The 24134-nt window shown below is 64.6% G+C and carries 20 protein-coding genes; 10 read left to right on the top strand and 10 right to left on the bottom strand.

The features are described 5' to 3' along the window. Positions 1-46 precede the first annotated feature (46 nt). The 9 genes from cydB to ACP2YP_RS38420 all read right to left on the bottom strand — a co-directional run bounded on the left by cydB (position 47) and on the right by ACP2YP_RS38420 (position 10885). Positions 47-1057 carry a cytochrome d ubiquinol oxidase subunit II gene (gene cydB, locus ACP2YP_RS38460; protein WP_426421482.1) on the bottom strand — a complete coding sequence of 337 codons (1011 nt, stop codon included), beginning with the start codon at positions 1055-1057 and terminating at the stop codon, positions 47-49. Continuing rightward, entirely contained in the window at positions 1054-2463 is a 1410-nt protein-coding gene (locus tag ACP2YP_RS38455) for a cytochrome ubiquinol oxidase subunit I (RefSeq protein ID WP_426421481.1), read from the bottom strand. Before ACP2YP_RS38455 ends, cydB begins: the two co-directional genes overlap by 4 nt. Positions 2464-2604: 141 nt before the next feature. Next, the gene (locus ACP2YP_RS38450; RefSeq protein WP_426421480.1) at positions 2605-3171 is read right to left on the bottom strand and encodes a thioredoxin family protein; all 567 of its coding nucleotides are present in this window, start codon (positions 3169-3171) and stop codon (positions 2605-2607) included. Between the two features lie 30 nt (positions 3172-3201). Beyond that, entirely contained in the window at positions 3202-3900 is a 699-nt protein-coding gene (locus tag ACP2YP_RS38445) for a cytochrome c biogenesis CcdA family protein (protein WP_426421479.1), read from the bottom strand. A gap of 401 nt (positions 3901-4301) precedes the next feature. Next, on the bottom strand, positions 4302-4913 hold the full coding sequence (locus tag ACP2YP_RS38440; protein WP_426421478.1) for a sigma-70 family RNA polymerase sigma factor: 612 nt from the start codon (positions 4911-4913) through the stop codon (positions 4302-4304). A gap of 404 nt (positions 4914-5317) precedes the next feature. Next, entirely contained in the window at positions 5318-6055 is a 738-nt protein-coding gene (locus ACP2YP_RS38435; RefSeq protein ID WP_426421477.1) for a response regulator, read from the bottom strand. A gap of 35 nt (positions 6056-6090) precedes the next feature. Further along, on the bottom strand, positions 6091-7836 hold the full coding sequence (locus tag ACP2YP_RS38430; protein WP_426421476.1) for an ATP-binding response regulator: 1746 nt from the start codon (positions 7834-7836) through the stop codon (positions 6091-6093). Beyond that, entirely contained in the window at positions 7806-9884 is a 2079-nt protein-coding gene (locus ACP2YP_RS38425; protein WP_426426428.1) for an ATP-binding protein, read from the bottom strand. The genes ACP2YP_RS38430 and ACP2YP_RS38425 overlap by 31 nt, the downstream gene beginning before the upstream one ends. A 5-nt stretch (positions 9885-9889) precedes the next feature. Next, positions 9890-10885 (bottom strand): TRAP transporter substrate-binding protein, encoded by a 996-nt coding sequence (locus tag ACP2YP_RS38420; protein ID WP_426421475.1) that lies wholly within the window; start codon positions 10883-10885, stop codon positions 9890-9892. Between the two features lie 214 nt (positions 10886-11099). On the opposite strand from ACP2YP_RS38420, the gene ugpB reads away from it, so the two are divergent. The 10 genes from ugpB (at position 11100) to ACP2YP_RS38370 (ending at position 22150) form a co-directional block, all read left to right on the top strand. Beyond that, positions 11100-12410: a sn-glycerol-3-phosphate ABC transporter substrate-binding protein UgpB gene (ugpB, locus tag ACP2YP_RS38415; protein ID WP_426426427.1), complete on the top strand. Its 1311-nt coding sequence runs from the start codon at positions 11100-11102 to the stop codon at positions 12408-12410. Positions 12411-12631: 221 nt separating this feature from the next. Beyond that, a complete protein-coding gene (locus ACP2YP_RS38410; RefSeq protein WP_426421474.1) occupies positions 12632-13585 on the top strand; it encodes an aminoglycoside phosphotransferase family protein in 954 nt (317 codons plus the stop codon). A 227-nt stretch (positions 13586-13812) separates the two neighbouring features. Further along, positions 13813-15435: an ABC transporter substrate-binding protein gene (locus tag ACP2YP_RS38405; RefSeq protein WP_426421473.1), complete on the top strand. Its 1623-nt coding sequence runs from the start codon at positions 13813-13815 to the stop codon at positions 15433-15435. Positions 15436-15684: 249 nt separating this feature from the next. Next, complete coding sequence (locus ACP2YP_RS38400; RefSeq protein ID WP_426421472.1) at positions 15685-16698, top strand: ABC transporter permease; 1014 nt, start codon at positions 15685-15687, stop codon at positions 16696-16698. Between the two features lie 3 nt (positions 16699-16701). Next, positions 16702-17601 (top strand): ABC transporter permease, encoded by a 900-nt coding sequence (locus ACP2YP_RS38395; RefSeq protein WP_426421471.1) that lies wholly within the window; start codon positions 16702-16704, stop codon positions 17599-17601. A 94-nt stretch (positions 17602-17695) separates the two neighbouring features. Next, positions 17696-19432, top strand: a complete 1737-nt coding sequence (locus ACP2YP_RS38390) for a dipeptide ABC transporter ATP-binding protein (RefSeq protein ID WP_426421470.1) — start codon at positions 17696-17698, stop codon at positions 19430-19432. A 15-nt stretch (positions 19433-19447) separates the two neighbouring features. Next, entirely contained in the window at positions 19448-19627 is a 180-nt protein-coding gene (locus ACP2YP_RS38385; RefSeq protein ID WP_426421469.1) for a DUF4089 domain-containing protein, read from the top strand. Positions 19628-19634: 7 nt separating this feature from the next. Further along, positions 19635-21029 carry an AtzE family amidohydrolase gene (locus tag ACP2YP_RS38380; protein ID WP_426421468.1) on the top strand — a complete coding sequence of 465 codons (1395 nt, stop codon included), beginning with the start codon at positions 19635-19637 and terminating at the stop codon, positions 21027-21029. 1 nt (position 21030) lies between these two features. Then, positions 21031-21423 carry an oxalurate catabolism protein HpxZ gene (gene hpxZ, locus ACP2YP_RS38375; protein WP_426421467.1) on the top strand — a complete coding sequence of 131 codons (393 nt, stop codon included), beginning with the start codon at positions 21031-21033 and terminating at the stop codon, positions 21421-21423. A 4-nt stretch (positions 21424-21427) separates the two neighbouring features. Next, positions 21428-22150 (top strand): GntR family transcriptional regulator, encoded by a 723-nt coding sequence (locus ACP2YP_RS38370; RefSeq protein ID WP_254134995.1) that lies wholly within the window; start codon positions 21428-21430, stop codon positions 22148-22150. 148 nt (positions 22151-22298) lie between these two features. On the opposite strand, the gene atzF is transcribed toward ACP2YP_RS38370, so the two are convergent. After that, a complete protein-coding gene (atzF, locus tag ACP2YP_RS38365; RefSeq protein WP_426426426.1) occupies positions 22299-24104 on the bottom strand; it encodes an allophanate hydrolase in 1806 nt (601 codons plus the stop codon). Positions 24105-24134: the final 30 nt, after the last annotated feature.

Raw genomic sequence — 24134 nt, 5'->3', positions numbered from 1 at the left:
CACATCAGTCGCTGCCCCAGCGGTCTCGGCTCTGCTGCGCGCCGCATCAATGGTACCCGCTCGCGGCCCGGACCTTGCCGCGGAAGACCCAATAGGCCCAACCAGTATAGCCGAGAATGAGGGGCACCAGTCCGGCCACGCCGACGAGCATGAATAGCTGGCTGTTTTGCGGCGCAGCCGCCTGCCAGATCGTGATGCTCTGCGGGACGATATAGGGATACATGCTGATGCCGAGCCCGGCATAGGACAGCGCGAACAAAACCAGCGACAGGATAAACGGCCTGGAGTCCTGCTTCTGTGCGAGGCTTCGCATCAGGAGCGCGGTCACGGCCGCGATAGCGATCGGAACCGGCGTGACCAGGATGATGTTCGGCCAGGTGAACCAGCGCTGCGCATATTGGATGCTGAGAAACGGCGTGGCGATGCTGACCGTTGCGATTGCCGCAAGCATCGCGAACAGCAGATACCAGCTCAGCTGGTAGGCCTTGTCGCGCAGGTCGCCCTCGGTCTTCAGAACGAGCCAGGTAGCGCCCAGCAGGGAGTAGCCGATCATCAGGGCAATTCCCGTCAGCAGGCTGAACGGCGTCAGCCAGTCCCACCACCCGCCGGCGTATTGTCGTGCCTCGACATGCACGCCTTGCAGGATGGCGCCGAGTGCGACGCCCTGTGCCAGCGTCGCCAGCAATGATCCTCCGGCAAAGGCAATGTCCCAGCGGTTTCGCGCCGCGGTGGTACGCCAGCGAAATTCGAAGGCGACGCCGCGGAAGACCAGTCCGATCAACATCGCGATCATGGGTGTGTAGAGCGCCGGCATCAGCACCGCGTAGGCGAGCGGAAAGGCGGCCATCAGGCCGCCGCCGCCCAGTACGAGCCAGGTCTCGTTGCCATCCCAGACCGGCGCTACGCTATTCATCATGACGTCGCGGTCGGCCTTGGCGGGAAACAAGGGAAACAGGATGCCGAGGCCCAGATCGAAGCCGTCCATCACGACATAGACGAACACCGCGAACGCGATGACGAACGCCCAGACTGTGGCGAGGTCGATGGCGGCGATCATGACAGCGATCCCTGTCCGGCAACGCCCGAGGCCGGAGTGATGCCGGCCGCACGCGCCGGCATGTCGCCGCTTGGCCCCTGCTCTCCATGATGCGGCGATGATCCCATCAAGCGCAGGATGTAGACGACGCCCGCCGCGAACACGATGAAATAGACGAGGATGAAGGCCAGCAATGACGACCCTACCGCCGGCGCGGCCAGTGGCGAGGCTGCGTCCACCGTTCGCAGCAGGCCATAGACCGTGAAAGGCTGCCGGCCGGTCTCGGTGGTGATCCAGCCCGCGAGCACCGCGATGAACCCCGCCGGTCCCATCGTCAGCGCGAAAATGTGCAGTGGCCGCGAGTCGAACAGGGTGCCGCGCCAGCGGGCCCACAGGCTGAAAAGCCCCAGCCCGAAGATCAGGAAGCCCAGCGCGACCATGACGCGGAACGACCAGAATGTGATCGGTACCGGCGGCCAGTTTTCGCGGGGCACGGTGTCGAGTCCCGGCAGCGGCGCATTGAGCGAGTGCCTCAGGATCAGAGAGGACAGCTTCGGTATCTCGATTGCGTATTTGACCCTTCCGGCTTCCTGATCGGGCAGGCCGAACAGGACGAGCGGCGCGCCGTCGCTGTGGCTCTGGTAATGCCCTTCCATCGCCATGACCTTGGCCGGCTGATACGCCAGCGTGTTGAGGCCGTGCTGGTCGCCAGCCAGGATCTGGACCGGCGCGACCAGTGCCGCCATCCACATCGCCATCGAGAACATCACCCGGGGGCCGGCAAGATGCGGATTCCGCAACAGATGATACGCGCCGACAGCGCCGACCACGAGTGACGTGGTCAGATAGGCGGCGAGCACCATATGCAAGAGCCGGTAGGGAAAGGACGGATTGAAGATGACCTTGAGCCAGTCGGCGACCACGAACTGGCCATCGGAGTTGACGGCGTAGCCGGCCGGGGTTTGCATCCACGAATTGGCGGAGAGGATCCAGAACGCCGAGATCAGCGTGCCGATCGCAACCATCAACGTCGCGACGAAGTGCAGCCTCGGGCCGACGCGATCAAGACCGAACAGCATCACGCCGAGGAACCCGGCTTCGAGGAAGAAGGCGGTCAGCACCTCGTAGGCCATCAGGGGACCGATGACCGGTCCTGTCTTGTCGGCAAAGGCCGACCAGTTGGTTCCGAACTGGTAGGACATCACGATGCCCGACACCACGCCCATGCCGAATGCGATCGCGAAGATTTTCAGCCAATAATGGAAGAGGTTGAGAAAGACTTGCCGGCCGGTCCACAGCCAGGTGGCTTCCAGCACTGCAAGATAGCTGGCAAGCCCGATCGAGAATGCCGGAAACACGATGTGGAACGACATCGTGAATGCAAACTGCGCGCGTGCAAGCACGATCGGATCAAGGTTCGATAGCATCGGCGCTCCAGTCACAACGCGACGAGTTGTGGCTATGGGGCGCCGATCTCGCTGCTTAGCTACGCCATCGCGCCCAGCTTAGGCATGATGGCCCATGCCGTCCTCCCATCCTATAGGACTCTTTGTCTAACCTGTACGACATCAGCTGCTGGCGTTCAGCAGCTTGGCCACGGTGCGGTCGATCTCGTCGTAGCGGCCTTCGCCTTCGTGCTGGAACACGATCTTGCCGCTCTGGTCGATGATGTATTGCGCCGGCCAATATTGGTTGCGGTAGGCGTTCCAGGTCTTGGAATCGTTGTCCTGTGCCACCGGATAGGTGATGCCGTGACGCTTCAACGCGGCCTGCACGTTGGATGCGGAGCGCTCGAACGGGAATTCCGGCGTGTGCACGCCGACCACGACGAGGCCCCTGTCCTTGTATTTGGCATAGAGGTCGGTGACGTGTGGCAGCGTGTTGACGCAGTTGACGCAGCCATAGGTCCAGAAGTCGACGAGCACGACCTTGCCGCGCAAATCGGCGATGTTGAGCGGTTTCGAGTTGAACCAGTTGCTGATGCCGGCGAAGTCGGGCGCGGTCGCCGTTTGGCTGGCGGCCGCGACCTTGACCGGCGCCGCGGGCGTGGCCTCGTCGCAGATGCCGGGGACGACGGCGCCGGTGACAGCGAAGCCGATCAGCGCGGCGGTCACAGTGAGCAGTTTGAAAGTCATGCAAGCGTCCTCCGTTGAGATGTGAAGCGATCACAGGCCGATCTGGCCGGTGGGGTAGAAGCCGGTGAGCCACGCCACGATCAGCGTGTCGTATTGGAAGTAGGCGGCGAGCGCGAAGGCGATCACGACCACGCCAAAGCCTTGCTGCAGGCGCGGCGAGATGCGCGCGAGGCTGCGCACGCGCGTCGTCGCGGCCTGTCCGCCATAGGCGATCGCCAGCATCGGGATCGCGGCGCCGATCGCGTAGGCCACCAGCAACGTGCCGGCCCAGGCCAGATTCTTCGAGGTCGCGACCAGTGTCAGGATCGAGCCGAGCACGGGGCCGGCGCAAGGCGTCCAGACCAGGCCGAGCGTGGTGCCGAGCACGAGACCACCGAGCGCGCCCTCGCGCTGCGCGCCGCCGGCAGCGCCGAGATTGAGCCAGCCATTGAGCCGGATCGACAGCCATTCGAACGGCGCCGGCCACAGCATCAGCAGGCCGAAGCCGAGCAGCAGGATCGAAGCCGCCTCGCGCAGCACGTTCGGATCGAAATCGAACAGCCGCGTCAGCGCGCCGAGCAGCAGCGCGACGGCGGAGAAGGACACGACGAAACCGAGCGCGATCATGGCGGGGCGCAGCTGCGACGTGCGCCCGATCGAGGCGCCGAGCAGGATCGGCAACATCGGCAGCGTGCAGGGCGCGGCGATGGTGAGGATGCCGGCGAGGATGGCGAAGAGAAGCTCAAGCATGGGGCACTCGTGATGGAGGTCACGAGGGCAGTTCGGGATGGATGCGGAGATCGTTACGCGGTGTCACGCGCTCGTGACAGCGGCATTGTCTCGCGAGGCAAAAGTGCTGGCGGCAACGGCAGTGCGCTCCCTCCCCCCTTGCGGGGGAGGGCGGGGGAGAGGGGTGCGGGAGAGGCGGGGCCCGCGGAGACACCTACTCCCAAATAAAAACGACCCGGACGGGGCATCGTCCGGGTCGTTGGAGGCCTTGGGAGGTTTAACGAAACCGTATGTGATCTTTATAGGGACGAAGTTTTTCCGCCTGATGTTGTGCTTTGTTTCATTTGTTTCGTCGGCGGTAACGCTTTCGTGTCCCGGGATGGGGCTGGAAATCCGGCCCTATCACATTGAAATCATTGGTCTTAGGCGGCGAAACGGTCGACGCCACACCCCTTAAGCAAATCGGCGAGCTGCTTACGGGCGTAGAACATCCGGGTCTTCACCGTGCTCTGGGGGATGCCGATGATCTGCCCGACCTCCTCCACCGACTTCTCATGGTAGTAGACGAGGGTGATGATCTCGCGATGTGCGGGCGACAGCTTTGCGACGCAGGCGCGCAGGATGGCGCTGGTGTCGCTGCGGTCGAGCGAGGTCTCGGGCGTGTCGCAACCGTCCGGGATCTGGCGCACGTCGTCCTGGTCGATGTCCTCGAACCGGCGCTGGCGCATCGCGGTCAGCGCCTTGAAGCGGGCGATCGACAGCAGCCAGGTCGAGACCTGCGAGCGGCCCTGGAACTGGCCGGCGGTCCGCCACACGTCCAAAAACACCTGGCTGACCAGGTCTTCCGCCGTGGTGGCGTCGCGGACGATGCGCAGAATGAAACGGTACACGCGCACACTGTGACGGCAATAAAGGATGTGCATGGACGTCCGGTTGCCGTCGGCAATGCTTTCAAGAAGCATATCGTCCGAGGTCGCCTGAGCGGCAATGATGCTCTGGCTGGCTTGGGCGTTGATGGCGATGACGTTCGGCATTGACTTAGCTCCCCGGTGCGCCGCAACCGAGCGGCGTTTCCTTGGGCCAAAGTGTTAATGAGCCAACGTTTCGGGACGTCTGCACGAAACGGGGAAAATGGTTTCGTGCAGCGTCAAATTGTTTCGTCGTAACGGCCGCGACGAAACATTCGAGGCAAAAAAGCGTGCAATTTCAATGTACGGAAAATACGGTACTGCGGATTTGGACTGGGCGGAACGATTTTCGGGGGCTTGCGTTTGGGCGCGCCGCAAACACGTCCCGGTGAAGGTCGCGACCGAACCAGAGTGCCGTAGGGTGGGCAAAGGCGCGCTTCGCGCCGTGCCCACCATCTATCGGCAAATGCTGCGAGAATGGTGGGCACGCTTCGCTTTGCCCACCCTACGGCACTCAGCTCCGCTGCCCCTTACGCCTTCTCGCCCGCGGGTGAGAACAGATAGCCGCCGCCGCGGATGGTGCGGATCACGGCGGGTTTGGTCGGGTCGGGCTCGATCTTGCGGCGGATGCGCATGATGCGGAGGTCGACGGCGCGATCGAAGGCTTCGGCGTCGCGCGCATTGGCGAGCTCCAGCAGGCGCTCGCGCGACAGCACGCGCTTCGGATTGGCCGCGAACACTTTTAAGAGCCCGAACTCGGACGCGGTCAGCGGATGCTCGTTGCCTTCGTCGTCGCGCAGGGCCTGGGCTTCGAGGTCGAGCCATTTGGTGCCGAAGCGCACCAGCTGATCCTTGTCCGATTTCGCAGGCGAAGCGTGGGCGCTAGCGGCTTTCACCGGCGCGCTCCGCCGCAGCACCGAGCGGATGCGCGCCATCAGCTCGCGCAACTCGCAGGGTTTTGCCACGTAATCGTCGGCGCCGAGCTCGAGGCCGACGACGCGGTCGATCGGGCTCGCGGTCGCCGTGAGCATGATGACGGGAACGTTGATGCGGCTCTTGAGGTCGCGGATGATCGACAGGCCGTCTTCCTCGGGCATGTTGAGATCGAGCACGACGAGGTCGGGCATGCCGCCGTCGATCGCGGCGCGGAGCGACTTTCCGCCGTCGCACAGCGTCACCGTGAAGCCGTGCATCTTGAGGTAATCGCCGACCATCTCCCGAGCCGGGGCCTCGTCGTCAACGATCATGATGTGCTGGCTTTGTGTCATGTCACTTCGGAATTTTGCAGATCTCAGTGCTCAAATCACGGCATCTCGGTCGCGGGCAGGGTGATTGTGAAGGTCGAGCCCTTGCCCGGACCGTCGCTTTCGGCGGTTACCTCGCCGCCATGCATGTCGATAATACGCTTGACGATGGACAACCCAAGCCCCGTCGAGCTCTCACCCGCCGTCGGTTTTGCGGATAGCCGCTGGAACCGGCCGAACAGGCGGCCGAGATCCTCCGGCGACAGGCCAGCGCCCTCGTCGCTGACGCGAATGATGGTGTCGTGGCCCTCATGGGCGACCGCAACCGTGATCTTGCCTGATATCGGCGAGTATTTGATGGCGTTGCTGATGAGATTGTCGATCGCTTCGCGGATGCGGTCGGTGTCGCACATGGTGACGATGTTGGTCGGCGCGGTGAGGTGGATGGCCTGCTGCTTGTTGACCGCGAGCGGCTGGTTGGCCTCGGCGACCTCCTTGACCAGCGCCGCGACGTCGACCGGCTCGCGGCGGATGGTGATGTCGAAGGCATCCGCCATCGCATCCGAGATCAGATGATCGACCATCGTGGTCAGGCGCTTGGTGGCGTCGCGGATGTGATCGACCTGGGCGACCACGCCGCTCGATGAGGCGCCGGTCGAGATCAGCTCCTTCAGCATCTCGGTGCGGCCGAGGATGACGCCGAGCGGGTTTTTCAGATCATGCGCGACCGTGCCCAGGATCTCGTTCTTGAAGCCGTTGGCGCGCTGCAGCCGCAGCCATTGCGCCGACAGGCGGCTGTTGGCCTGCATCAGCGCGCGGGTACGCTGGGCGACGCGGTCCTCCAGCTGCGTATTGGCGTCCTGGAGCTGTTGGTAGAGGATGACGTTGTCGAACGCGATCGAGAGCCGGCTCGAGAAGATCTCGACCAGCGAGCGGTCGGTCTCCGACAATTCGCGCTCGGCCTGGAGCAGCACCACGACCTCGCGGCCGGATCCGGTGCGTAGATAGATCACGCTGCGATGGTCGGCGAATTCGTTCTTGCGGCGCTGGAAGGCGTCCTCCACCAGCTGGCGCAAATCAGGGTCGAGCGCCTTCGACGAGGTCGTGCCGATGAAGCGGCTGTAGCAGCCGCTGCCCGCGAGCACCGAGAGCTCCGGATCGACGCCGCCATTGTCGCGCAAAACCAGGATGCCGGCGCAGTCGACATTGAGCAGCGAGGCGAGCTGGGTCAGCACGCCCTCGGCGAGCCGTTGCATCGATTTGAAGTCGTACAGCGTGGACGCAGCATCGATGATGATCTCGAGCCCGCGCCTGGTCTGCACCATGCGCTCGAGCTGCTGATAGGAGCGGAGCGCCGCGGTCAGCGAGGTGAACAGCTTGTCGGCGGTGAGCTCGGTCTTGGCCTTGTAGTCGTTGATGTCGTACTGCACGATCACGCGCCGCTCCGGCGCCTGGCCGGGCTGGCCCGTGCGCAGGATGATGCGCACGGTCTCGTTCTTCAGCTCGTTGCGGATGTATTCGACCAGCTCGAGGCCGGCGACGTCGGTCTCCATGATGACGTCGAGCAGCACCGCGGCGATGTCGTGATGCGCGGCCATCAGCTTGCGACCTTCCGCCGCGGAATGGGCGGAAAGGATTTCCAGCCCCTGGCCGTTCAAGCTGTAGTCCGAGAGCGCAAAACGTGTGCCGTCATGCACGGCCGCATCGTCGTCGATGACGGCGATCTTCCATTTCCGCGCGTCAATATCCTCCGACGCGGTACCGGTGTCGTCGATCAGGTGGAGGACATCGTCCTGTTCGGCCATTGCGAAGTCCCGTCGCTTTCTGTGCTTTGCCCGCCACCCTTGGCGATCCGCGGCATGATAATGCGAAAAGTCGTGCCTTGTCCCAGCTTGGATTCCAGCATCATCCGCCCGCCGAGCTGCTGGGTGACGAGGTTATAGACGATATGCAAGCCTAGTCCCGTGCCACCTTCATTGCGCCGGGTGGTAAAGAATGGGTCAAAGGCCTGGCGCTGCACGTCGGGGGTCATGCCGGCCCCGTCATCGGCGAAGATGATCTCGATGTCGTCTGTGCCGCGCGGCCGGGCCGAGATCGTGATGGTGCCGGCGCGCCCGCCGGCGAAGGCGTGGTTGGCGGCGTTGAGGAACAGATTGGTCAGGATCTGGCCATAGGAGCCGGGATAGCCGTCGAGCAAGAGTCCCTCGGGCACGTCGACCTGGAGCGTGATCGGCGCACGCTTCAGCACGGGCCTTAAGCTCGCGATGATCTGGTCGGTGGCTTCGCTCAATGAGAACTGCCGCCGCTCGGCGTGCGAACGGTCGACTGCGACCTGCTTGAACGACTGGATCAGCTCGCCGGCGCGGGTGAGGTTGGCGACGAGCTGCAGCGAGGCGTCGCGCGAGGACTGCACGAACTCTTCCAGCTGTGAGCGGCGCAGGCCCCCGTCGCCCCTGAGCTGGGCCTCAAAGATCTCGCTGCGCCTCGCAAAACTCGAGGCCACGGTCAGGCTGATGCCAATGGGGTTGTTGACCTCATGCGCGACGCCGGCCACGAGGCCGCCGAGTGCCGCGAGCCGCTCGGCGTCGATCAGATTCTGCTGCGCGGCGTTGAGCTCGAGCAGCGCGCTCTCGGCCTTCTCCTTCGATGCTCGCAGCTCGTCCTCGGTCTCGCGCTTCGCGATCGCATTCTCGCGGAACACCTCCACCGCGCGCGCCATGGCGCCGACCTCGTCGCGGGCCTGGGTGCCCTGCACCTCGCGGCCGAGATCGCCGAGCGTGATCGCGCGCATCGCCGCCATGATCTGCTGCAGCGGCAGCCGGATCGACAGCGCGATCAGCACGCCGGCGGTGAGGATGATGCCGAGGAAGATCACCGCGATCGACAGCACACGGCGCGAGATATCCGCCAGCGTGTGGTCAAACGTCTCCTGCGCCTTTTGCTCGCGCTGGCGCATTTTTGTGGAGAGATCGTCGATGGCGCCGATCGCCTCGGCCTGGCTGGCGTCAATGGTGTTGCGCAAGAGTTCGGTGCGGTTGGTGAGCTGCTCGGACAGTTTTGCAAAGCCCTCGCGCAGCGCCATGGTGCGGGCGGCGAGCTTTTGCAGCGCCATGCGCTGCAGATCGTTGTCGGCGAGATCGATCATGACCGGAATGGTCTTCTCGATCGTCTCGGTGTTGCGGCGCGCATCGTCGGCGGCGCCTGATGACAGCGACAGATAATAGGAATTGGCCGCGACCAGCATCGCGGTGAAAGCCTCGCGCGACTTGCCGAGCGAGGGCCAGATCAGCGCGTCGCGATGGCCGGTGGCGCCCTCGATGATGGAGTACAGGCCCGCCATGTCCCTGGCCGGGCCCTGCACCTGCCCCTCATAGGTCGCGGCGATGGTGGCCTGCACGCTGCGCAGCTCGCCAAAGCCGTTGAGGAAGCGGTCGGTGGTGCGCTCCAGCTCCTCGACCGAGCCCGACAGCATCGGGTCCTTGGCGGCGCGGTCGGTCAGCGTGCCCAGCACGGCCTCGCGCAGCAGCAGGATCTCGGCGAACAGGTCCGGGCTCGGCTGGTTGATGTAGCGGTGGATCAGGTTCTGGAGCCGTCCGGTCTCGCTTTCCAGCAGCGCCAAAATTCGGTCGGATTCACGCACCTGGCGCACGTCGTCCCAGGCCGAGCCCAGCACCTGCGCGCCGTTCCAGATCATCGCCACCAGCACGATCACCACGGCGGAGTTCAGCGCCGCGATCGACAGGATGCGCCAGCGGATCGGCACCGCCCGCAGCACGCCGACGAGGCGCGCGCGCAGCCGCCCGACCGGGCCGGGCGGCCTGTCTGCGAGTTCGCTGTGTCCGGGCGCGGCCAGAAGGGTCACTCCACCTTGCGAATGCGTTCGATCAGCGCGGCCGCGGCGGGATCGCGCGCGGCCTTGGCGTAGATCGGTGCCATCGCGTCCTCGAACGGCTTGCGGTCGATGTCCTTGATCACGGTGATGCCGGCGGCCTGCGCCTTAAGCTGCGACTGCTGTTCGAGGTCGCGCCACTTCTCGCGCATGAACTGGCTGGAGCGCTGCGCGGCCTCCCTGAAGATGGTTTGGTCGTCGGCCGACAGGCTGCGCCAGGCCTTGAGCGAGATCACCAGCACCTCCGGGCTCATCGTGTGCTCGGTCAGCGTGTAGTAGCCGGCATATTTGTAATGGTCTGTGGTCACGAAGGATGGCCAATTGTTTTCGGCGCCGTCGACCAGATGGGTCGCGAGCCCCGTGAGCACCTGCCCATAGGGCAATTCGACCGGCTCGGCGCCGAGCGAGCGGATCATCTCGCTCATCAACTCCGATTGCTGCACCCGGATCCGCAGACCCTTGAGGTCGGCGATGCTCTTCACGGGGCGGACCGCATTGTAGATCGAGCGGGCCCCGGAATCGTAAAAGGCGAGCCCGACGAAGCCGTAGGGCTCGAAGCTCGCGAGGATTTCGTTGCCGATCGGTCCGTCCAGCACCTTCTGCATGTGCTCGATGGATCGGAACAGGAACGGCATCGCGAGCACGTTCATCGCCGGGACAAAATTGCCGATCAGGGCGACGTTGGTCCGGTTGAGGTCGATCGCGCCGGCGCGGGTCTGCTCGATCGTCTCCTTCTCCTCGCCGAGCTGGCGGGAGTGAAACACCTTGATCTCGTGCCGGCCGCCGGTGCGCTCGGCGATCAGCGCGCCCATGTAGCGCAGCGCCTGGACGGTTGGGTAATCCTCGGTCTGGGTGTCGGCGGCGCGGAATTCGCGCGCAGCAGCGCCCGTCGCGCAGATGGCGAGCAGAAGCGCGACGAAAATCACCCCGGTCCGTGAGAGTTCGGCACGGTTCAACACTGGCACACTCAACCCCTCGGAGATGGAGTCTATGGCGGGACCAAAAGGTTCAACGCAATCTAGCAGATGGTCAAGGGAAGGCCATCCCACCGGGGCCGGCCGGGCGATTGTGCAGCGCGGCCCGCCTTCATTCCCGGTTGAAACCGCAGCTGCCGCGTCTTAAGCAGGGTGCGGTCGCCTTTTGCCGCTTGATCCGGGAAGAGCCATCGTGACTTCAGCAATGCGCCTTTTGCAGGTCGCCGCCGCCATTTTGGCCCTCGCCTTGAACTGCGAGGCGCGCGCCACCGACATCGCGTGGTGGCACGCCATGTCGGGCGAGCTCGGCAAGCAGCTTGAAAAGCTCGCCGCCGATTTCAACGCCTCGCAATCCGACTACCGCGTCGTGCCGGCCTACAAGGGCAATTACACCGAGACGGTGACGGCCGCGATCTTTGCCTTCCGCTCGCGCAGCCAGCCGGCGATCGTCCAGGTCAACGAGGTCGCCACGGCGACCATGACAGCGGCCAAGGGCGCGATCTATCCGGTCTACAGCATGATGCGCGACATGGGCGAGCCGTTCTCGCTCAACGACTATCTTCCGGCGGTCTCCGGCTATTACACCGATGCGAGCGGCAATCTGCTGTCGTTCCCGTTCAACTCGTCGACGCCGATCCTCTATTACAACAAGACAATGTTTCGCGACGCCGGTCTCGATCCCGAGACGCCGCCGAAGACGTGGCCCGAGCTGGGCGCCGCTGCAAAGCGCCTGCGCGAGCGCGGCGCTGTCTGCGGCTTCACTACGTCCTGGCCGTCCTGGATCCATGTCGAGAATTTTTCGGCGTTTCACAATCTGCCGCTGGCCACGCGCGCGAATGGCTTTGCTGGCCTGGATGCCGAGCTGACCATCAACAATCCGGTCGTGGTCAAGCACGTCGCCCAGCTCGCCGAATGGCAGAAGACAAAACTGTTCGACTATAGCGGCAGGGGACAAGCGGCCGAGCCGCGTTTCCAGAACGGCGAATGCGGCATCTTCATCGGCTCCTCGGCGACGCGCGCCGACATCAAGGCCAATTCGAAATTCGAGATCGGCTACGGTATGATGCCGTACTGGCCCGACGTGAAGGGCGCACCGCAGAACTCGATCATCGGCGGCGCCACGCTGTGGGTGCTGCGCGACCGGCCGCGCCAGGAGTACAAGGGCGTGGCGCGGTTCTTCGCCTATCTGTCGCAGCCCGGCGTGCAGGCGGCCTGGCACCAGAACACCGGGTATTTGCCGATCACCCGCGCCGCCTTCGAGCTGACGCGCGCGCAAGGCTTTTACGAGCGCAATCCGGGCTCGGCGATCTCGTTCGAGGAGATCACGCTGCATCCGCCGACCGAGAATTCGAAGGGCGTAAGGCTCGGCTCCTTCAACCTGATCCGCGGTGCGATCGAGGAGGAGCTGGAGCAGGCCTTTGCCGGCCAGAAGAGCGCGCAAGCCGCGCTCGATGCCGCGGTCGAGCGTGGCAACAAGCTGCTGCGCCAGTTCGAACGCGCCAGCCCAGAGCGGTAGAATGTTGCGATCAGATATCGCTGTAACCGCGAGCGAGGTGCGCTCCCTCCCCCGCTTGCGGGGGAGGGCTGGGGAGAGGGTGTCTCCGCAACGGGACAATCCCCCAGAGGCGAGAGCCCTCACCCGCGCCTTCGGCACGACCTCTCCCGCAAGCGGGAGAGGTGCACCGTCTGCTCGGCTTGCACCGAATCCGCGAAACTTATTCGGATGAGCCAGGGCGGATGATCAACGTTCCGTCGCTACCGGCTTTCGCCGACGCGAAAACCTTTCGCAGCTTTCGCTCCGATCCGCCGCGATGGCTGCCGATTGCGCTCGACATCGCGCGCAGCCACGGCATCGACATTGCCTCGCCGCATGTGTTTTCGACCGGCACCAATCTCGTGGTTGGCTTCGGTGATCGCCTGATCCTGAAAATCTTTCCGCTGCTGCTCCGCGCGCAATTCGTCTCCGAGCGCGGCTCGCTGATGCAGCTCAGGGGCCAGCTGCATCTGCCGATCCCCGAGATCGTCGCGGAGGGCGAGCGCGACGGCTGGCCTTATCTCATCATCACACGCCTCGCCGGCACGCTAGGCTCGGAAGCATGGCCGCAACTCGCTGAAGCGCAGAAGGAGCGCGTGCTGCGCCAGATCGGCGAGACCATTGCGGCCGTGCAGCGCGCGCCGCTCGGCCCGCTCGCGCAAATCGAGCCGCGCTGGAATGCGTTCATGCACACGCAGATGCAGGGTTGCAAGGCGCGGCACACCCGTCTTGGCCTTGCGCCGAGATTCCTGGCCGGCCTCGACGATCTCCTGCGCGACGCAGCTGAGCTCATTCCGATGGATGCGCCGCCGGTGATCCTGATCGGCGAATACATTCCCGAAAACTTCTTGCTGGCCTGCCACGACGGCGACTGGTCGCTCGCCGGCCTGTTCGATTTCGGCGACGTCCGGGCGGGCTGGCGCGACTACGATCTGCTCGGTCCGAGCGCCTTCATGTCGGCGGGCCGGCCGAGGAGGGTGCGCAGCCTGCTCGAAGGCTTTGGCTATGAGAAGTTGGACTACGCGCTCAAGCGGCGCCTGATGGCGTTGATGATGTTGCACGCGGCCAGCGACCTCAACAGCCACATCTGCATCGAGGGCTGGCAGGCGAAGGCGGACGATCTGGTCGCGCTGCAGGAGTTGATCTGGGCGGAGTGAGTCGCCACGCCTACCAAATAAGCCGATGTAAGTTTCAGTCTAATTTTTGAGCAAATAAATTTCTTTGTATGCAATACGCGCGGCTTGGGATGTCTAAGCCTCGTCTGCAAAATCAGAAATTATAAAACGATTACAATGGATTAGCGAAAGCTAAAACTGCCATTAAGCCTTGGCACGAACCTTGCGAATCCTGTTCCAACCAGAAACATCCGCGTTGGAGCACCCCCATGAAGCGTCGCGATTTTCTCAAGTCCGTGTCCGGATTGGCCGCCGGCGCGGCGCTTCCGGCGATGCCGCAGGTCATCTCCTCGGCCCATGCCGACGCGCGCTCGGAAACGCTGCTGATCGTTTCGGAGGGCGGCCCCAACAATCTCGACATTCATGGCGTCGGCACCAACGTGCCCGGCTATGAAGTGTCCTGGAATTGCTACGACCGCCTGATCAGCCACGAGATGAAGGTCGGCCCCGGCGGGGTGCCCTATTACGACCGCGACAAGTTCAAGGGCGAGCTTGCCGAGGAATTCAAGATCGACGACATGTCGGTCACCTTCAAGCTGCGCAAGAACGCCAAATTCCATGACGGCACGCCGGTTACGGCCAAGGACGTGAAGTGGTCGCTCGATCGTGCCGTCAGCGTCGGCGGCTTCCCGACCTTCCAGATGAGCGCGGGCTCGCTGACCAAGCCGGAGCAGTTCGTCGTCATCGACGACACCACCGTGCGCGTCGACTTCCTGAAGAAGGACAGGCTGACGATTCCCGATCTTGCGGTCATCGTGCCCTGCATCGTCAACTCCGAGCTGGTGAAGAAGAACGCCAACGAGAAGGATCCCTGGGGCCTCGAATTTACAAAACAGCAGACCGCGGGCTCCGGCGCCTACAAGGTGACGAAGTGGACGGCCGGCACCGAAGTGATCATGGAGCGCAACGAGGATTGGGTCTGCGGTCCGCTGCCGAAGATCAAGCGCGTGATCTGGCGCATGGTGCCGCAGGCCGGTAACCGTCGTGCGCTGCTGGAGCGGGGTGACGCCGACATCTCCTACGAACTCCCGAACAAGGATTTCCAGGAGATGAAGGCCAGCGGCAAGCTCAACGTGGTGTCGCTGCCGTTCTCCAACGGCATCCAGTATATCGGCATGAACGTCACCAAGCCGCCGTTCGACAATCCAAGGGTACGTCAGGCGGTCGCCTACGCGCTGCCCTATCAGAAGATCATGGACGCGGTGATGTTCGGGCTGGCGAACCCGATGTTCGGTGCGCCCAAGGACAAGCCGACTGAAGTCGCCTGGCCGCAGCCGCACAAATACAACACCGACATCGAGAAGGCGAAGGCGCTGATGGCGGAAGCAGGCCTCGCCAACGGCTTCGAGACCACGATCTCGTTCGATCTCAACTTCGCCGGCGTCAACGAGCCGCTCTGCGTGCTGGTGCAGGAGAGCCTGGCCCAGATCGGCATCAAGACCACCATCAACAAGGTGCCCGGCGCCAACTGGCGCACCGAATTGAACAAGAAGGAGATGCCGCTCTTCACCAACGTGTTCTCGGGCTGGCTCGATTACCCCGAATACTTCTTCTACTGGTGCTATCACGGCAACAATTCCGTCTTCAACACCATGAGCTACAAGTCGGCGGAGATGGACAAGCTCATCGACGGCGCGCGCACCGCAGCCGCCGCCGGCGACACCGCGGCGTACGATGCCGACGTGAAGGGCTTCGTCGACCTCGCCTACACCGACATCCCGCGCATCCCGCTGTACCAGCCCTTCGTCAACGTCGCGATGCAGAAGAACATCAGCGGCTACCAATACTGGTTCCACCGCCGCCTCGATTATCGCGCGATGGCGAAGGGGTGAGGCGATGATCGGCGCGAGCGACAAGTCCGCGTCTTTCGATGTCATTCCGAGTAAGGTGGGCGCCGCTCTCTCATTCCCTCTCCCCTTGTGGGAGAGGGGCAGGGTGAGGGGTAGCCACGAACTCCGACCTCGCTTGGGGCTACCCCTCACCCCAACCCTCTCCCACAAGGGGAGAGGGGGCGCAGCTGAGCAAGCCGCAACACTCTCGCTAACGAACGGCAGAGCTTTGTCATCCGGGAGTGCCACCCCATGCTGACCATGATCGGCAAGCGCCTGATGTTCGCGATCCCGTCGCTGATCGGGGTCGTCATCGTCACCTTCCTGCTGACGCGCGCGCTGCCGGGTGATCCGGCGGCCTATTTCGCAGGCCCCGCCGCCACCAAGGAAGCCGTCGAGCAGATCCGCAAAAAACTCGGCCTCGACAAGCCGCTGATCGAGCAGTTTTTTCGCTACACCAACGATCTCGCCCATGGCGATTTCGGCAACTCGCTGACGACAGGCCAGCCGGTCGCGGCTGAGATTCGCAATCGCCTGCCGGCTTCGGCCGAGCTGACGCTGCTCGGGCTCATCGTCTCCATCGTCATCGCCATTCCGCTCGGCGTGCTAGCTGCGACGCGGCCGGGCTCATGGATCGACCATCTCTGTCGCATCACGACAACAGCGGGCGTCTCGCTCCCCGTGTTCTTCACCGGCCTCGTGCTGGTCTATGTCTTCTACTTCCAGCTCGGCTGGTCGCCCGCGCCGCTCGGCCGGCTCGACGTGTTCTATAACGCGCCGCCGACGGTCACCGGCTTCTATTTGATCGACACGCTGATCGCGCGCGACCTCGAGGCGTTCCGTTCGGCGCTGAGCCAGCTCATCCTGCCGGCGACGACGCTTGCGATCTTCTCGCTGGCGCCGATCGCGCGCATGACGCGCGCCTCGATGCTGGCGGTGCTGTCATCCGAGTTCGTCCGCACCGCGCGCGCCAGCGGCTTGTCGCCCGCGACCGTCATCGTCACTTACGCCTTCCGGAATGCGATGCTGCCTGTGATCACCACGCTCAGCATGGTGTTCTCGTTTCTGCTCGGCGCCAACGTGCTGGTCGAAAAAGTGTTCGCGTGGCCCGGCATCGGCTCCTACGCGGTGGAAGCGCTGATCTCGTCGGACTTCGCGCCGGTGCAGGGCTTCGTGCTGACCATGGCGGTGATGTACGTGCTGCTCAATCTCGTGATCGACATTCTCTATGGCGTGATCGATCCACGCGTCAGGCTTGAGGGCTGAACCATGAGCTCCGTTGCGCCCGCCGTTGAACCCGCCGGTCCCGCGCGAACCTCGGGCCTTGTCGCGATCCTCGAACAGACCCGCTACGTTCTCGGCGAGAACAAGGTCACGGGCTTTTCCTTCGCCCTGCTGATTGTCATTCTGCTTGCCGCGGTCCTCGGTCCTTACGTGGTGCCGTACGATCCGCTCGCCTCCGACACCGCGGCGGCATTGAAAGCACCGTCGGCCGCGCATTGGTTCGGCACCGATCAATTGGGTCGCGACATTTTCAGCCGCGTCGTGGTCGCGACGCGGCTCGATACGTTCATCGCAGTCACCTCCGTCGTGCTGGTGTTTTTGATGGGTGGCCTCGCCGGCATTGCCGCGGGCTATTTCGGCGGCTGGACCGACCGCATCGTTGGCCGCATCGCCGACACCATCATGGCCTTCCCGCTGTTCGTGCTGGCGATGGGCATTGTCGCCGCGCTCGGCAACACCGTGCAGAACATCATTCTGGCGACGGCCATCGTGAACTTCCCGCTCTATGCCCGCGTCGCGCGCGCCGAGGCTAACGTCCGCCGCAACGCCGGTTTCGTGCAAGCGGCGCGTCTCTCCGGCAACGGCGAATTCCGTATCCTGCTGGTGCATATCCTGCCGAACATCATGCCGATCATGATCGTGCAGATGTCGCTGACCATGGGCTACGCCATCCTCAATGCCGCCGGCCTCTCCTTCATCGGCCTCGGCGTCCGCCCGCCGACCGCCGAATGGGGCATCATGGTCGCCGAAGGCGCGGGCTTCATGGTGTCAGGCGAATGGTGGATCGCGCTGTTCCCGGGCCTCGCGCTGATGATCGCCGTGTTCTGCTTCAACCTCCTCGGCGACGGCCTGCGCGACATCGTCGACCCCCAGCGGAGGACGTGATGGCCGATTTTCCGCGAAAAATCCTCAATGATTCCAACGCGATTCTACTGTGCATGGGGTTGTTTTCGACCGTTTTGAGCGACGGGAGGCGTCCATGACGGCCCAACCGCTGCTCGACGTCCAGGACCTCACCGTCGAATTCACCACCCGCCGCGGCATCGTCAAAGCCGTGCAGCACGTCAACATCTCCGTCGCCAGGGGCGAGACGCTTGCCATCGTCGGTGAGTCCGGCTCCGGCAAGTCGGTGACCTCCTACGCGGTGATGCGCATCCTCGATCGCGCCGGCCGGATCGCCGAGGGCTCGGTGATGTTCTCCGGCATCGACGTCAAGGCGGCGACCGAAGGCCAGATGCGCGATTTGCGCGGCCGCGAAGTCTCGATGATCTTCCAGAATCCGCGCGCGGCACTGAACCCGATCCGCAAAGTCGGCGACCAGATCGAGGACGTGCTGCGCACCCATGTGCAGCAGGCCCAGGTCGGCGATCGCGGCGAGAAGGCCATCGAGGCGCTGGAGCAGGTCAAGATCGCGCGCCCGCGCGAGCGCTATCACGCCTATCCGTTCGAGCTGTCAGGCGGCATGTGCCAGCGCGTCGTCATCGCCCTCGCGCTCGCCTGCAATCCGCAGCTCCTCATCGCCGACGAGCCGACGACCGGATTGGACGTTACCACCCAGAAGGCGGTGATGGACCTGATCGTCGAGCTGACCAAACGCAAGGCGATGTCGACCATCCTGATCACCCACGACCTCGGCCTCGCCGCCGCCTATTGCGACCGCGTCGTGGTGATGGAAAAGGGTCGCGTCGTCGAGACCGCCAAGGCCGCCGATATCTTCGCCAACCCGCAGCACCCCTACACCCAGAAGCTGATGCGCGCGACGCCGCGGCTCGGCGTGTGCTTGCGGGATCTGTTGCCGGAGGAGGAGGGCGCTGTGCCCGCCGCGCCCGCGGAAGCAGCCCCGGCGTCCGCAGCAAGCGCAGAGAGCCAGAAGCCCCTCCTCCTCATCGAAAAGCTGGTCAAGGAATATCCCCGCCAGGGCGCGACCGCCACGCTCGGAAAACTGTTTGGCCGCAGGCCGCCCGTGAAGCCTGACGCGTTCCGCGCGGTCGACGGCATCAGCTTCTCGATCGGCCACGGCGAGAGCGTCGGCCTGGTCGGCGAATCCGGCTGCGGCAAATCGACCACCTCGATGATGGTGATGCGGCTCCTCGACCAGACCTCCGGCCTGATCCAGTTCGACGGCGAGGACATCGGCGGCATCGCGCCAGCATCGTTTGCCCGGCTGCCGCAGCGCAGCCGCATCCAGATGGTGTTCCAGGACCCGACCGACAGCCTCAATCCGCGCTTCACCGCCGCCCGCGCCATCGCCGATCCGATCATGCAGCTCGGTGACGTCAGAGGACGCGACGCACTCCGCACCCGCTGCGAGGACTTGGCCACCATGGTCGGCCTGCCGCACAACCTACTGGATCGCTTTCCGCACCAGCTCTCCGGCGGCCAGAAGGCCCGCGTCGGCATCGCCCGCGCCATCGCCCTGCATCCAAAGCTCGTCATCCTGGACGAGCCGACCGCGGCGCTCGACGTCTCCGTGCAAGCAGTCGTCCTGAACCTGCTTCAGGATCTGAAAGCACGCCTAGGTATGAGCTATCTGTTCGTCTCGCATGATTTGAATGTAGTGCGCTTGTTGTGCGATCGTGTCATTGTGATGCGGACGGGGCGGATCGTCGAAGAGGGCTCTTCCGAGCAGGTCTTGAGCGATCCGCAGGACGATTACACCAAGGAGCTGCTGACGGCGATCCCGCATCCGCCGTTGCAGGTACTGAGAGCGCACTGATTGTTTGGGAGCGTGATGGCCGAGCCGCTGGACGATTATATCGACGCCGTATCGAAAGCGCTGGCGCTACCGGTCGAGGACGCCTGGCGGCCCGCGGTGCGCGCCAATCTCGAAGTATCGCTGCGGCTTGCCCGCCTCGTCGACGAATTCGCGCTGCCGGACGAGACCGAGCCGGCGCCGATCTTCACGGTCTGACGCTGCTATGACCACCAAGCCAGTCATGACGGCCTTCGAGATCGCGAGCGCGGTTGCGGGCGGCAAGATGTCCGCGCTCGATGCCACTGAAGCTGCGCTCGCGCGCATCAAGCAGCACGACACCATTCTCAACTCCTTCACCGACGTCACCGCCGATCGCGCGCGTGCGAAAGCGCGCGCCGTCGATGCCGAGATCGCCGCTGGCAAGACCGTCGGCCCGCTCGCAGGCGTCCCCGTCGCGGTGAAGAACCTGTTCGATGTCGCAGGCCTTTCAACGCGGGCCGGCTCGAAGATCAACCGCGATCTCGCGCCGTCCAAGCGTGATGCGACGCTGATTGAGCGGCTGGAAGCGGCCGGTGCCGTGCTCGTCGGCGCGCTCAATATGGGCGAATACGCCTACGACTTCACCGGCGAGAACGTCCATGACGGTCCCTCGCGCAATCCGCATGATACCACGCGTATGACCGGCGGCTCCTCCGGCGGTTCGGGGAGCGCCGTCGGCGGTGCGCTGGTGCCGATCGCGCTGGGCTCGGACACCAACGGCTCGATCCGCGTGCCGTCCTCGTTCTGCGGCATCTTTGGCCTGAAGCCGACCTATGGTCGGCTGTCGCGGGCGCGCTCATTTCCGTTCGTCGCGAGCTTCGATCATCTCGGCCCGTTCGCGCGCTCCGTCACCGATCTCGCGCTCGCCTACGACGCGATGCAGGGACCGGATGCTGACGATGCCGCCTGCACCACGCGTGGCCTGGAGCCGACGCTGCCGCTGATTGCCAATCCGGTTTCGGATTTGCGTATCGCGATCGCCGGGGACTATTTCCAGAAGAACGTGTTTCCGGAAGCTGTCGAAGCCGTCAGCCGTGTCGCCAAGGCGCTTGGTGCAACGCGAGTGGTTGATGTGCCAGAAGCCTCGCGCGCCCGCGCAGCGGCCTACGTCATCAGCACCACCGAAGGCGCCTCGCTGCATCTCGATCGCCTGCGCAAGCGCCCGAACGATTTCGATCCGGCCGTGCGCGACCGGTTGATCGCGGGCGCCATGGTGCCGGCGCCGCTGGTCGACCGCGCACAAAAATTCCGCCGCTGGTATCGCGCGCAATTCGCCGAGATTTTCAAATCGGTCGACGTGCTGATCGCGCCGGCGACGCCCTGCACCGCGCCAAAGCTCGGTCAGGTGAACTTCAATCTCGACGGCGTCGAACTGCCGGTGCGCGCCAATATCGGCATCCACACCCAGCCGATCTCGTTCATCGGCCTGCCCGTGGTTGCCGTGCCGGTGCCGCTGGAGCCCCTGCCGATCGGCGTGCAGATCATTGCTGCGCCCTGGCGCGAGGACATCGCGTTGCGCGTTGCGCACGCATTGGAGAAGATGGGCGTCGTCGCCGCGCCGTCGCCGAGAGGAATTTGAGATGGAGATCGATCTCCCCGACGTGATCGCGGAAGTCAAAGCCGCGTTCGAACGCTATGAGCAGGCCCTCGTCAGCAACGACGTCGCCGTGCTCGGCGAGCTGTTCCGCAACGATCCCCGCACGCTGCGCTACGGCATCGGCGAGAACCTCTATGGCTACGAGGCGATCTCCGGCTTCCGCGCCGGCCGCTCGCCGGTCGGCCTCAACCGCCACACCGCAAAGACAGTGATCTCGAGCTATGGCCGCGACACGGCCGTGGCCTCCACCTTGTTCTACCGCGACACGGCTCCCGGCAAGGTCGGCCGGCAGATGCAGACATGGATTCGCTTCCCGGAGGGCTGGCGCGTCGTCGCCGCCCATGTCAGCATCATCGACGAGTCGAAAGAGATCTGACCGTATGACGCTTGACGATTTTCCGCCCGGGACACTGCCGGCCGAGCCGGTCGTGCCCCGCGTCGACCGGGCCTCGCCATCGGTGCAGAAGGTCACGCGCGCCGAGGAACTGCGTCTCCAGCTTGCCGACGAGATCGTGCGTGGAACTCTCGCGCCCGGCGCGCCGCTGGACGAGACCGACATCGCAAGGCGCTTCAGCGTCTCGCGCACGCCGGTGCGCGAAGCTCTGCGGCAACTGGTCGCGAGCGGCCTGGTCGAGGCGCGGCCCCATCGCGGTGCGGTGGTCGCGCAACCGTCGATCGAGCGCCTGACAAGCATGTTCGAGGCGATGGCGGAGCTGGAGGCGCTGTGCGCCGGCCTTGCCGCCGAGCGCATGTCGGCCGCCGAGCGTCACGGTCTCGAAGCCATCCACGAAGAGTTGCGGGTGCTGAGTTACGCCGGCAATCCCGATCGCTTCCACGAGGTCAATGAGCGCTTCCACAACGCGATCTATGCGGGATCGCAGAACGGCTACATCGCCGAGATCACGCTCGCCACCCGCGTGCGGGTGCAGCCGTTCCGCCGCGCCCAGTTCCGCAATCTCGGCCGTCTCGCAAAGTCGCAAGCCGAGCACGACCGCGTCGTCGTCGCCATCATGCGCGGCGACAAGCAGGGCGCTGCCGCCGCGATGCGCGCGCATATCGAATTGGTGCGCGGGGAATATGAGATTTACGCGGTGTCGGTGTAACTCCTCTCTCCGTGTCCCGGACGCGGTGCAGCGCATAGCGCTGCTCCGCAGAGCCGGGACCCATCTATCCATTTCGCAAGCCGTTCCATGGGTCCCGGTTCAGCAGCGCACCACTGCGTGATGCGCTGCGCCCGGGACACGCGACCGGTTAAGCCTGCACCGCTTCCGCCATAAACTTTCGCCAGCCGCCATACGCCGTGATGTCCCGCGCCTCGCCCAGCACCTCCGGCTCGACGAGAAATCCCTTCACGCTGCGGCCATCGGCAAGCCGGATCGTGCCGATCGCCATCGGCGCAGGGATCGCGTTGACGAATTTGCCGAAGGCCGATGACGACAGCGACCAGATTTCAAGCTCGATCGACGCGCCCGTGCCGGTTTCGACGCGCAGCAGGCCAGGCTTCGGCGGCGTGGTCTTCAGCGCGTAGAGCTTGTAGTCCGGTGCGGTCTTGGTCGCCTCGATCAGCGTTGCATTCAGCGCCTTCAACTCGCCGTTCAGCGCCATGCCGGAGAGATGCGCGCCGACCACCGCAATCGGGATCTCGTCACCGCTGTTTGCCGGCAGTGGCGCGAGCGGTGCTTGCGCAACACCCTTGGCGCCGACACTCAGCTTCGTATCCGCATGGAAAACGCGCCCGATGCTCGCGAGCAGCGCATCGCGCCCGGCGGGCGCCAGCAGCGTGATGCCGAACGGAATGCCGTCCGCCCGCATCGCTGCCGGAACGGCGAGACCGCAGAGATCGAGCAGATTCACAAAGTTGGTATAGGTGCCAAGCCGGCTGTTGAGCTCGACCGGATTGGCGAGCACCTGCGCCGTCGTATAGGCCGTCGGTGCGGTCGGCAGCACCAGCGCGTCGATGTTCGCAAATGTCCGCTCGGCGATCTTGCGCAAGCCCTGCAGGCGGTAGAGCGCGGAGAAGGTCTCCGCCGCCGTCAGCCGCGCACCGGCCGCGGTGATCTCGCGCGTTACCGGATGGATCGAGTCCGGCGCCGAGGCGAGCAGATTCTTGATCACGAGATAGCGCTCGGCGACCCACGGGCCTTCATAGAGCAGCCGCGCCGTTTCGTAGAACGGCTCGAGGTCGAACTCGACCAGCTCAGCACCGAGTGCGGTCCAGCGCTTCAGCGCATCGCCATAAGCGGCCTCCGCCTTCTTGTCGCCGAAGAAGATCAGCTGCCCATTGCGCGGCACGCCGAGGCGCAAGTTTGCGGGCAGGGGCGTGAGCGCGCCAAGCGGCCGGTCGCGTGAGAACGGATCGGCCTGATCAGGACCCGTCATCACCGACAGCGCGAGCGCAGCATCATCCACCGTCAGCGCAAAGACCGAGATGCAGTCGAGCGTGCGACACGCCGGCACGAGACCTGCGGTCGAGATCATGCCGAGGCTCGGCTTCAGTCCGACGATGTTGTTGAGCATCGCCGGCACGCGCCCGCTGCCGGCGGTGTCGGTGCCGAGTGACAGCGGCACCAGCCCGGCGCCGACTGCCACAGCGGAGCCCGAGCTCGATCCGCCCGGAATGAGATCCTCGCGGATCGAATTCTTGGGAATGCCATAGGGCGAGCGTACGCCGACCAGACCGGTTGCGAACTGGTCGAGATTGGTCTTTCCGATGATGATCGCGCCGGCCGCGCGCAGCCGCTCGACCGCAGTCGAGTCGTGCGTGGGCGCATAGGAGAAGGCCGGGCAGGCCGCCGTGGTCGGAAAACCCAGCGCGTCGATATTGTCCTTCACCGCAACCGGCACGCCGTAGAGCGGCAGGCTCGCGGCGTCCTTCGCGGCAAGCTTTTCGGCCTCCGCGATCGCGTCCTTCTCGTCGCGCAGGCTGATGAAGATGGCGGGGTCGTTGTGGTCGCGAATGCGCTGATAGGTCCGCGCGACCGTCTGCGCCGGCGTCATCGTGCCGGCGCGATGCGCGGCCACAATCGCGGCGATCGTTTCAGGCTGCTCAGCCCCCATTTCAGCCTTCATGGCGATAAAACTCCGGCA

It is taken from the genome of Bradyrhizobium genosp. A (assembly GCF_049949275.1).
GTDB lineage: Bacteria > Pseudomonadota > Alphaproteobacteria > Rhizobiales > Xanthobacteraceae > Bradyrhizobium.
The sequence above is the reverse complement of the archived record's forward strand: the minus strand, read 5'-3'. Positions and strand labels throughout refer to the sequence as shown.

Bases quoted from the DNA above. Each gene is read 5' to 3' on its own strand.
- ACP2YP_RS38385 (WP_426421469.1), top strand. From the start codon at position 19,448: ATGGCCGAGCCGCTGGACGATTATATCGACGCCGTATCGAAAGCGCTG.
- ACP2YP_RS38400 (WP_426421472.1), top strand. From the start codon at position 15,685: ATGCTGACCATGATCGGCAAGCGCCTGATGTTCGCGATCCCGTCGCTG.
- ACP2YP_RS38370 (WP_254134995.1), top strand. From the start codon at position 21,428: ATGACGCTTGACGATTTTCCGCCCGGGACACTGCCGGCCGAGCCGGTC.
- ACP2YP_RS38405 (WP_426421473.1), top strand. From the start codon at position 13,813: ATGAAGCGTCGCGATTTTCTCAAGTCCGTGTCCGGATTGGCCGCCGGC.
- cydB (WP_426421482.1), bottom strand. From the start codon at position 1,057: ATGATCGCCGCCATCGACCTCGCCACAGTCTGGGCGTTCGTCATCGCG.
- hpxZ (WP_426421467.1), top strand. From the start codon at position 21,031: ATGGAGATCGATCTCCCCGACGTGATCGCGGAAGTCAAAGCCGCGTTC.
- ACP2YP_RS38380 (WP_426421468.1), top strand. From the start codon at position 19,635: ATGACCACCAAGCCAGTCATGACGGCCTTCGAGATCGCGAGCGCGGTT.
- ACP2YP_RS38410 (WP_426421474.1), top strand. From the start codon at position 12,632: ATGATCAACGTTCCGTCGCTACCGGCTTTCGCCGACGCGAAAACCTTT.
- ugpB (WP_426426427.1), top strand. From the start codon at position 11,100: ATGCGCCTTTTGCAGGTCGCCGCCGCCATTTTGGCCCTCGCCTTGAAC.
- ACP2YP_RS38430 (WP_426421476.1), bottom strand. From the start codon at position 7,836: ATGGCCGAACAGGACGATGTCCTCCACCTGATCGACGACACCGGTACC.
- ACP2YP_RS38450 (WP_426421480.1), bottom strand. From the start codon at position 3,171: ATGACTTTCAAACTGCTCACTGTGACCGCCGCGCTGATCGGCTTCGCT.
- ACP2YP_RS38395 (WP_426421471.1), top strand. From the start codon at position 16,702: ATGAGCTCCGTTGCGCCCGCCGTTGAACCCGCCGGTCCCGCGCGAACC.
- ACP2YP_RS38440 (WP_426421478.1), bottom strand. From the start codon at position 4,913: ATGCCGAACGTCATCGCCATCAACGCCCAAGCCAGCCAGAGCATCATT.
- ACP2YP_RS38390 (WP_426421470.1), top strand. From the start codon at position 17,696: ATGACGGCCCAACCGCTGCTCGACGTCCAGGACCTCACCGTCGAATTC.
- ACP2YP_RS38455 (WP_426421481.1), bottom strand. From the start codon at position 2,463: ATGCTATCGAACCTTGATCCGATCGTGCTTGCACGCGCGCAGTTTGCA.
- ACP2YP_RS38445 (WP_426421479.1), bottom strand. From the start codon at position 3,900: ATGCTTGAGCTTCTCTTCGCCATCCTCGCCGGCATCCTCACCATCGCC.
- ACP2YP_RS38435 (WP_426421477.1), bottom strand. From the start codon at position 6,055: ATGACACAAAGCCAGCACATCATGATCGTTGACGACGAGGCCCCGGCT.
- atzF (WP_426426426.1), bottom strand. From the start codon at position 24,104: ATGGGGGCTGAGCAGCCTGAAACGATCGCCGCGATTGTGGCCGCGCAT.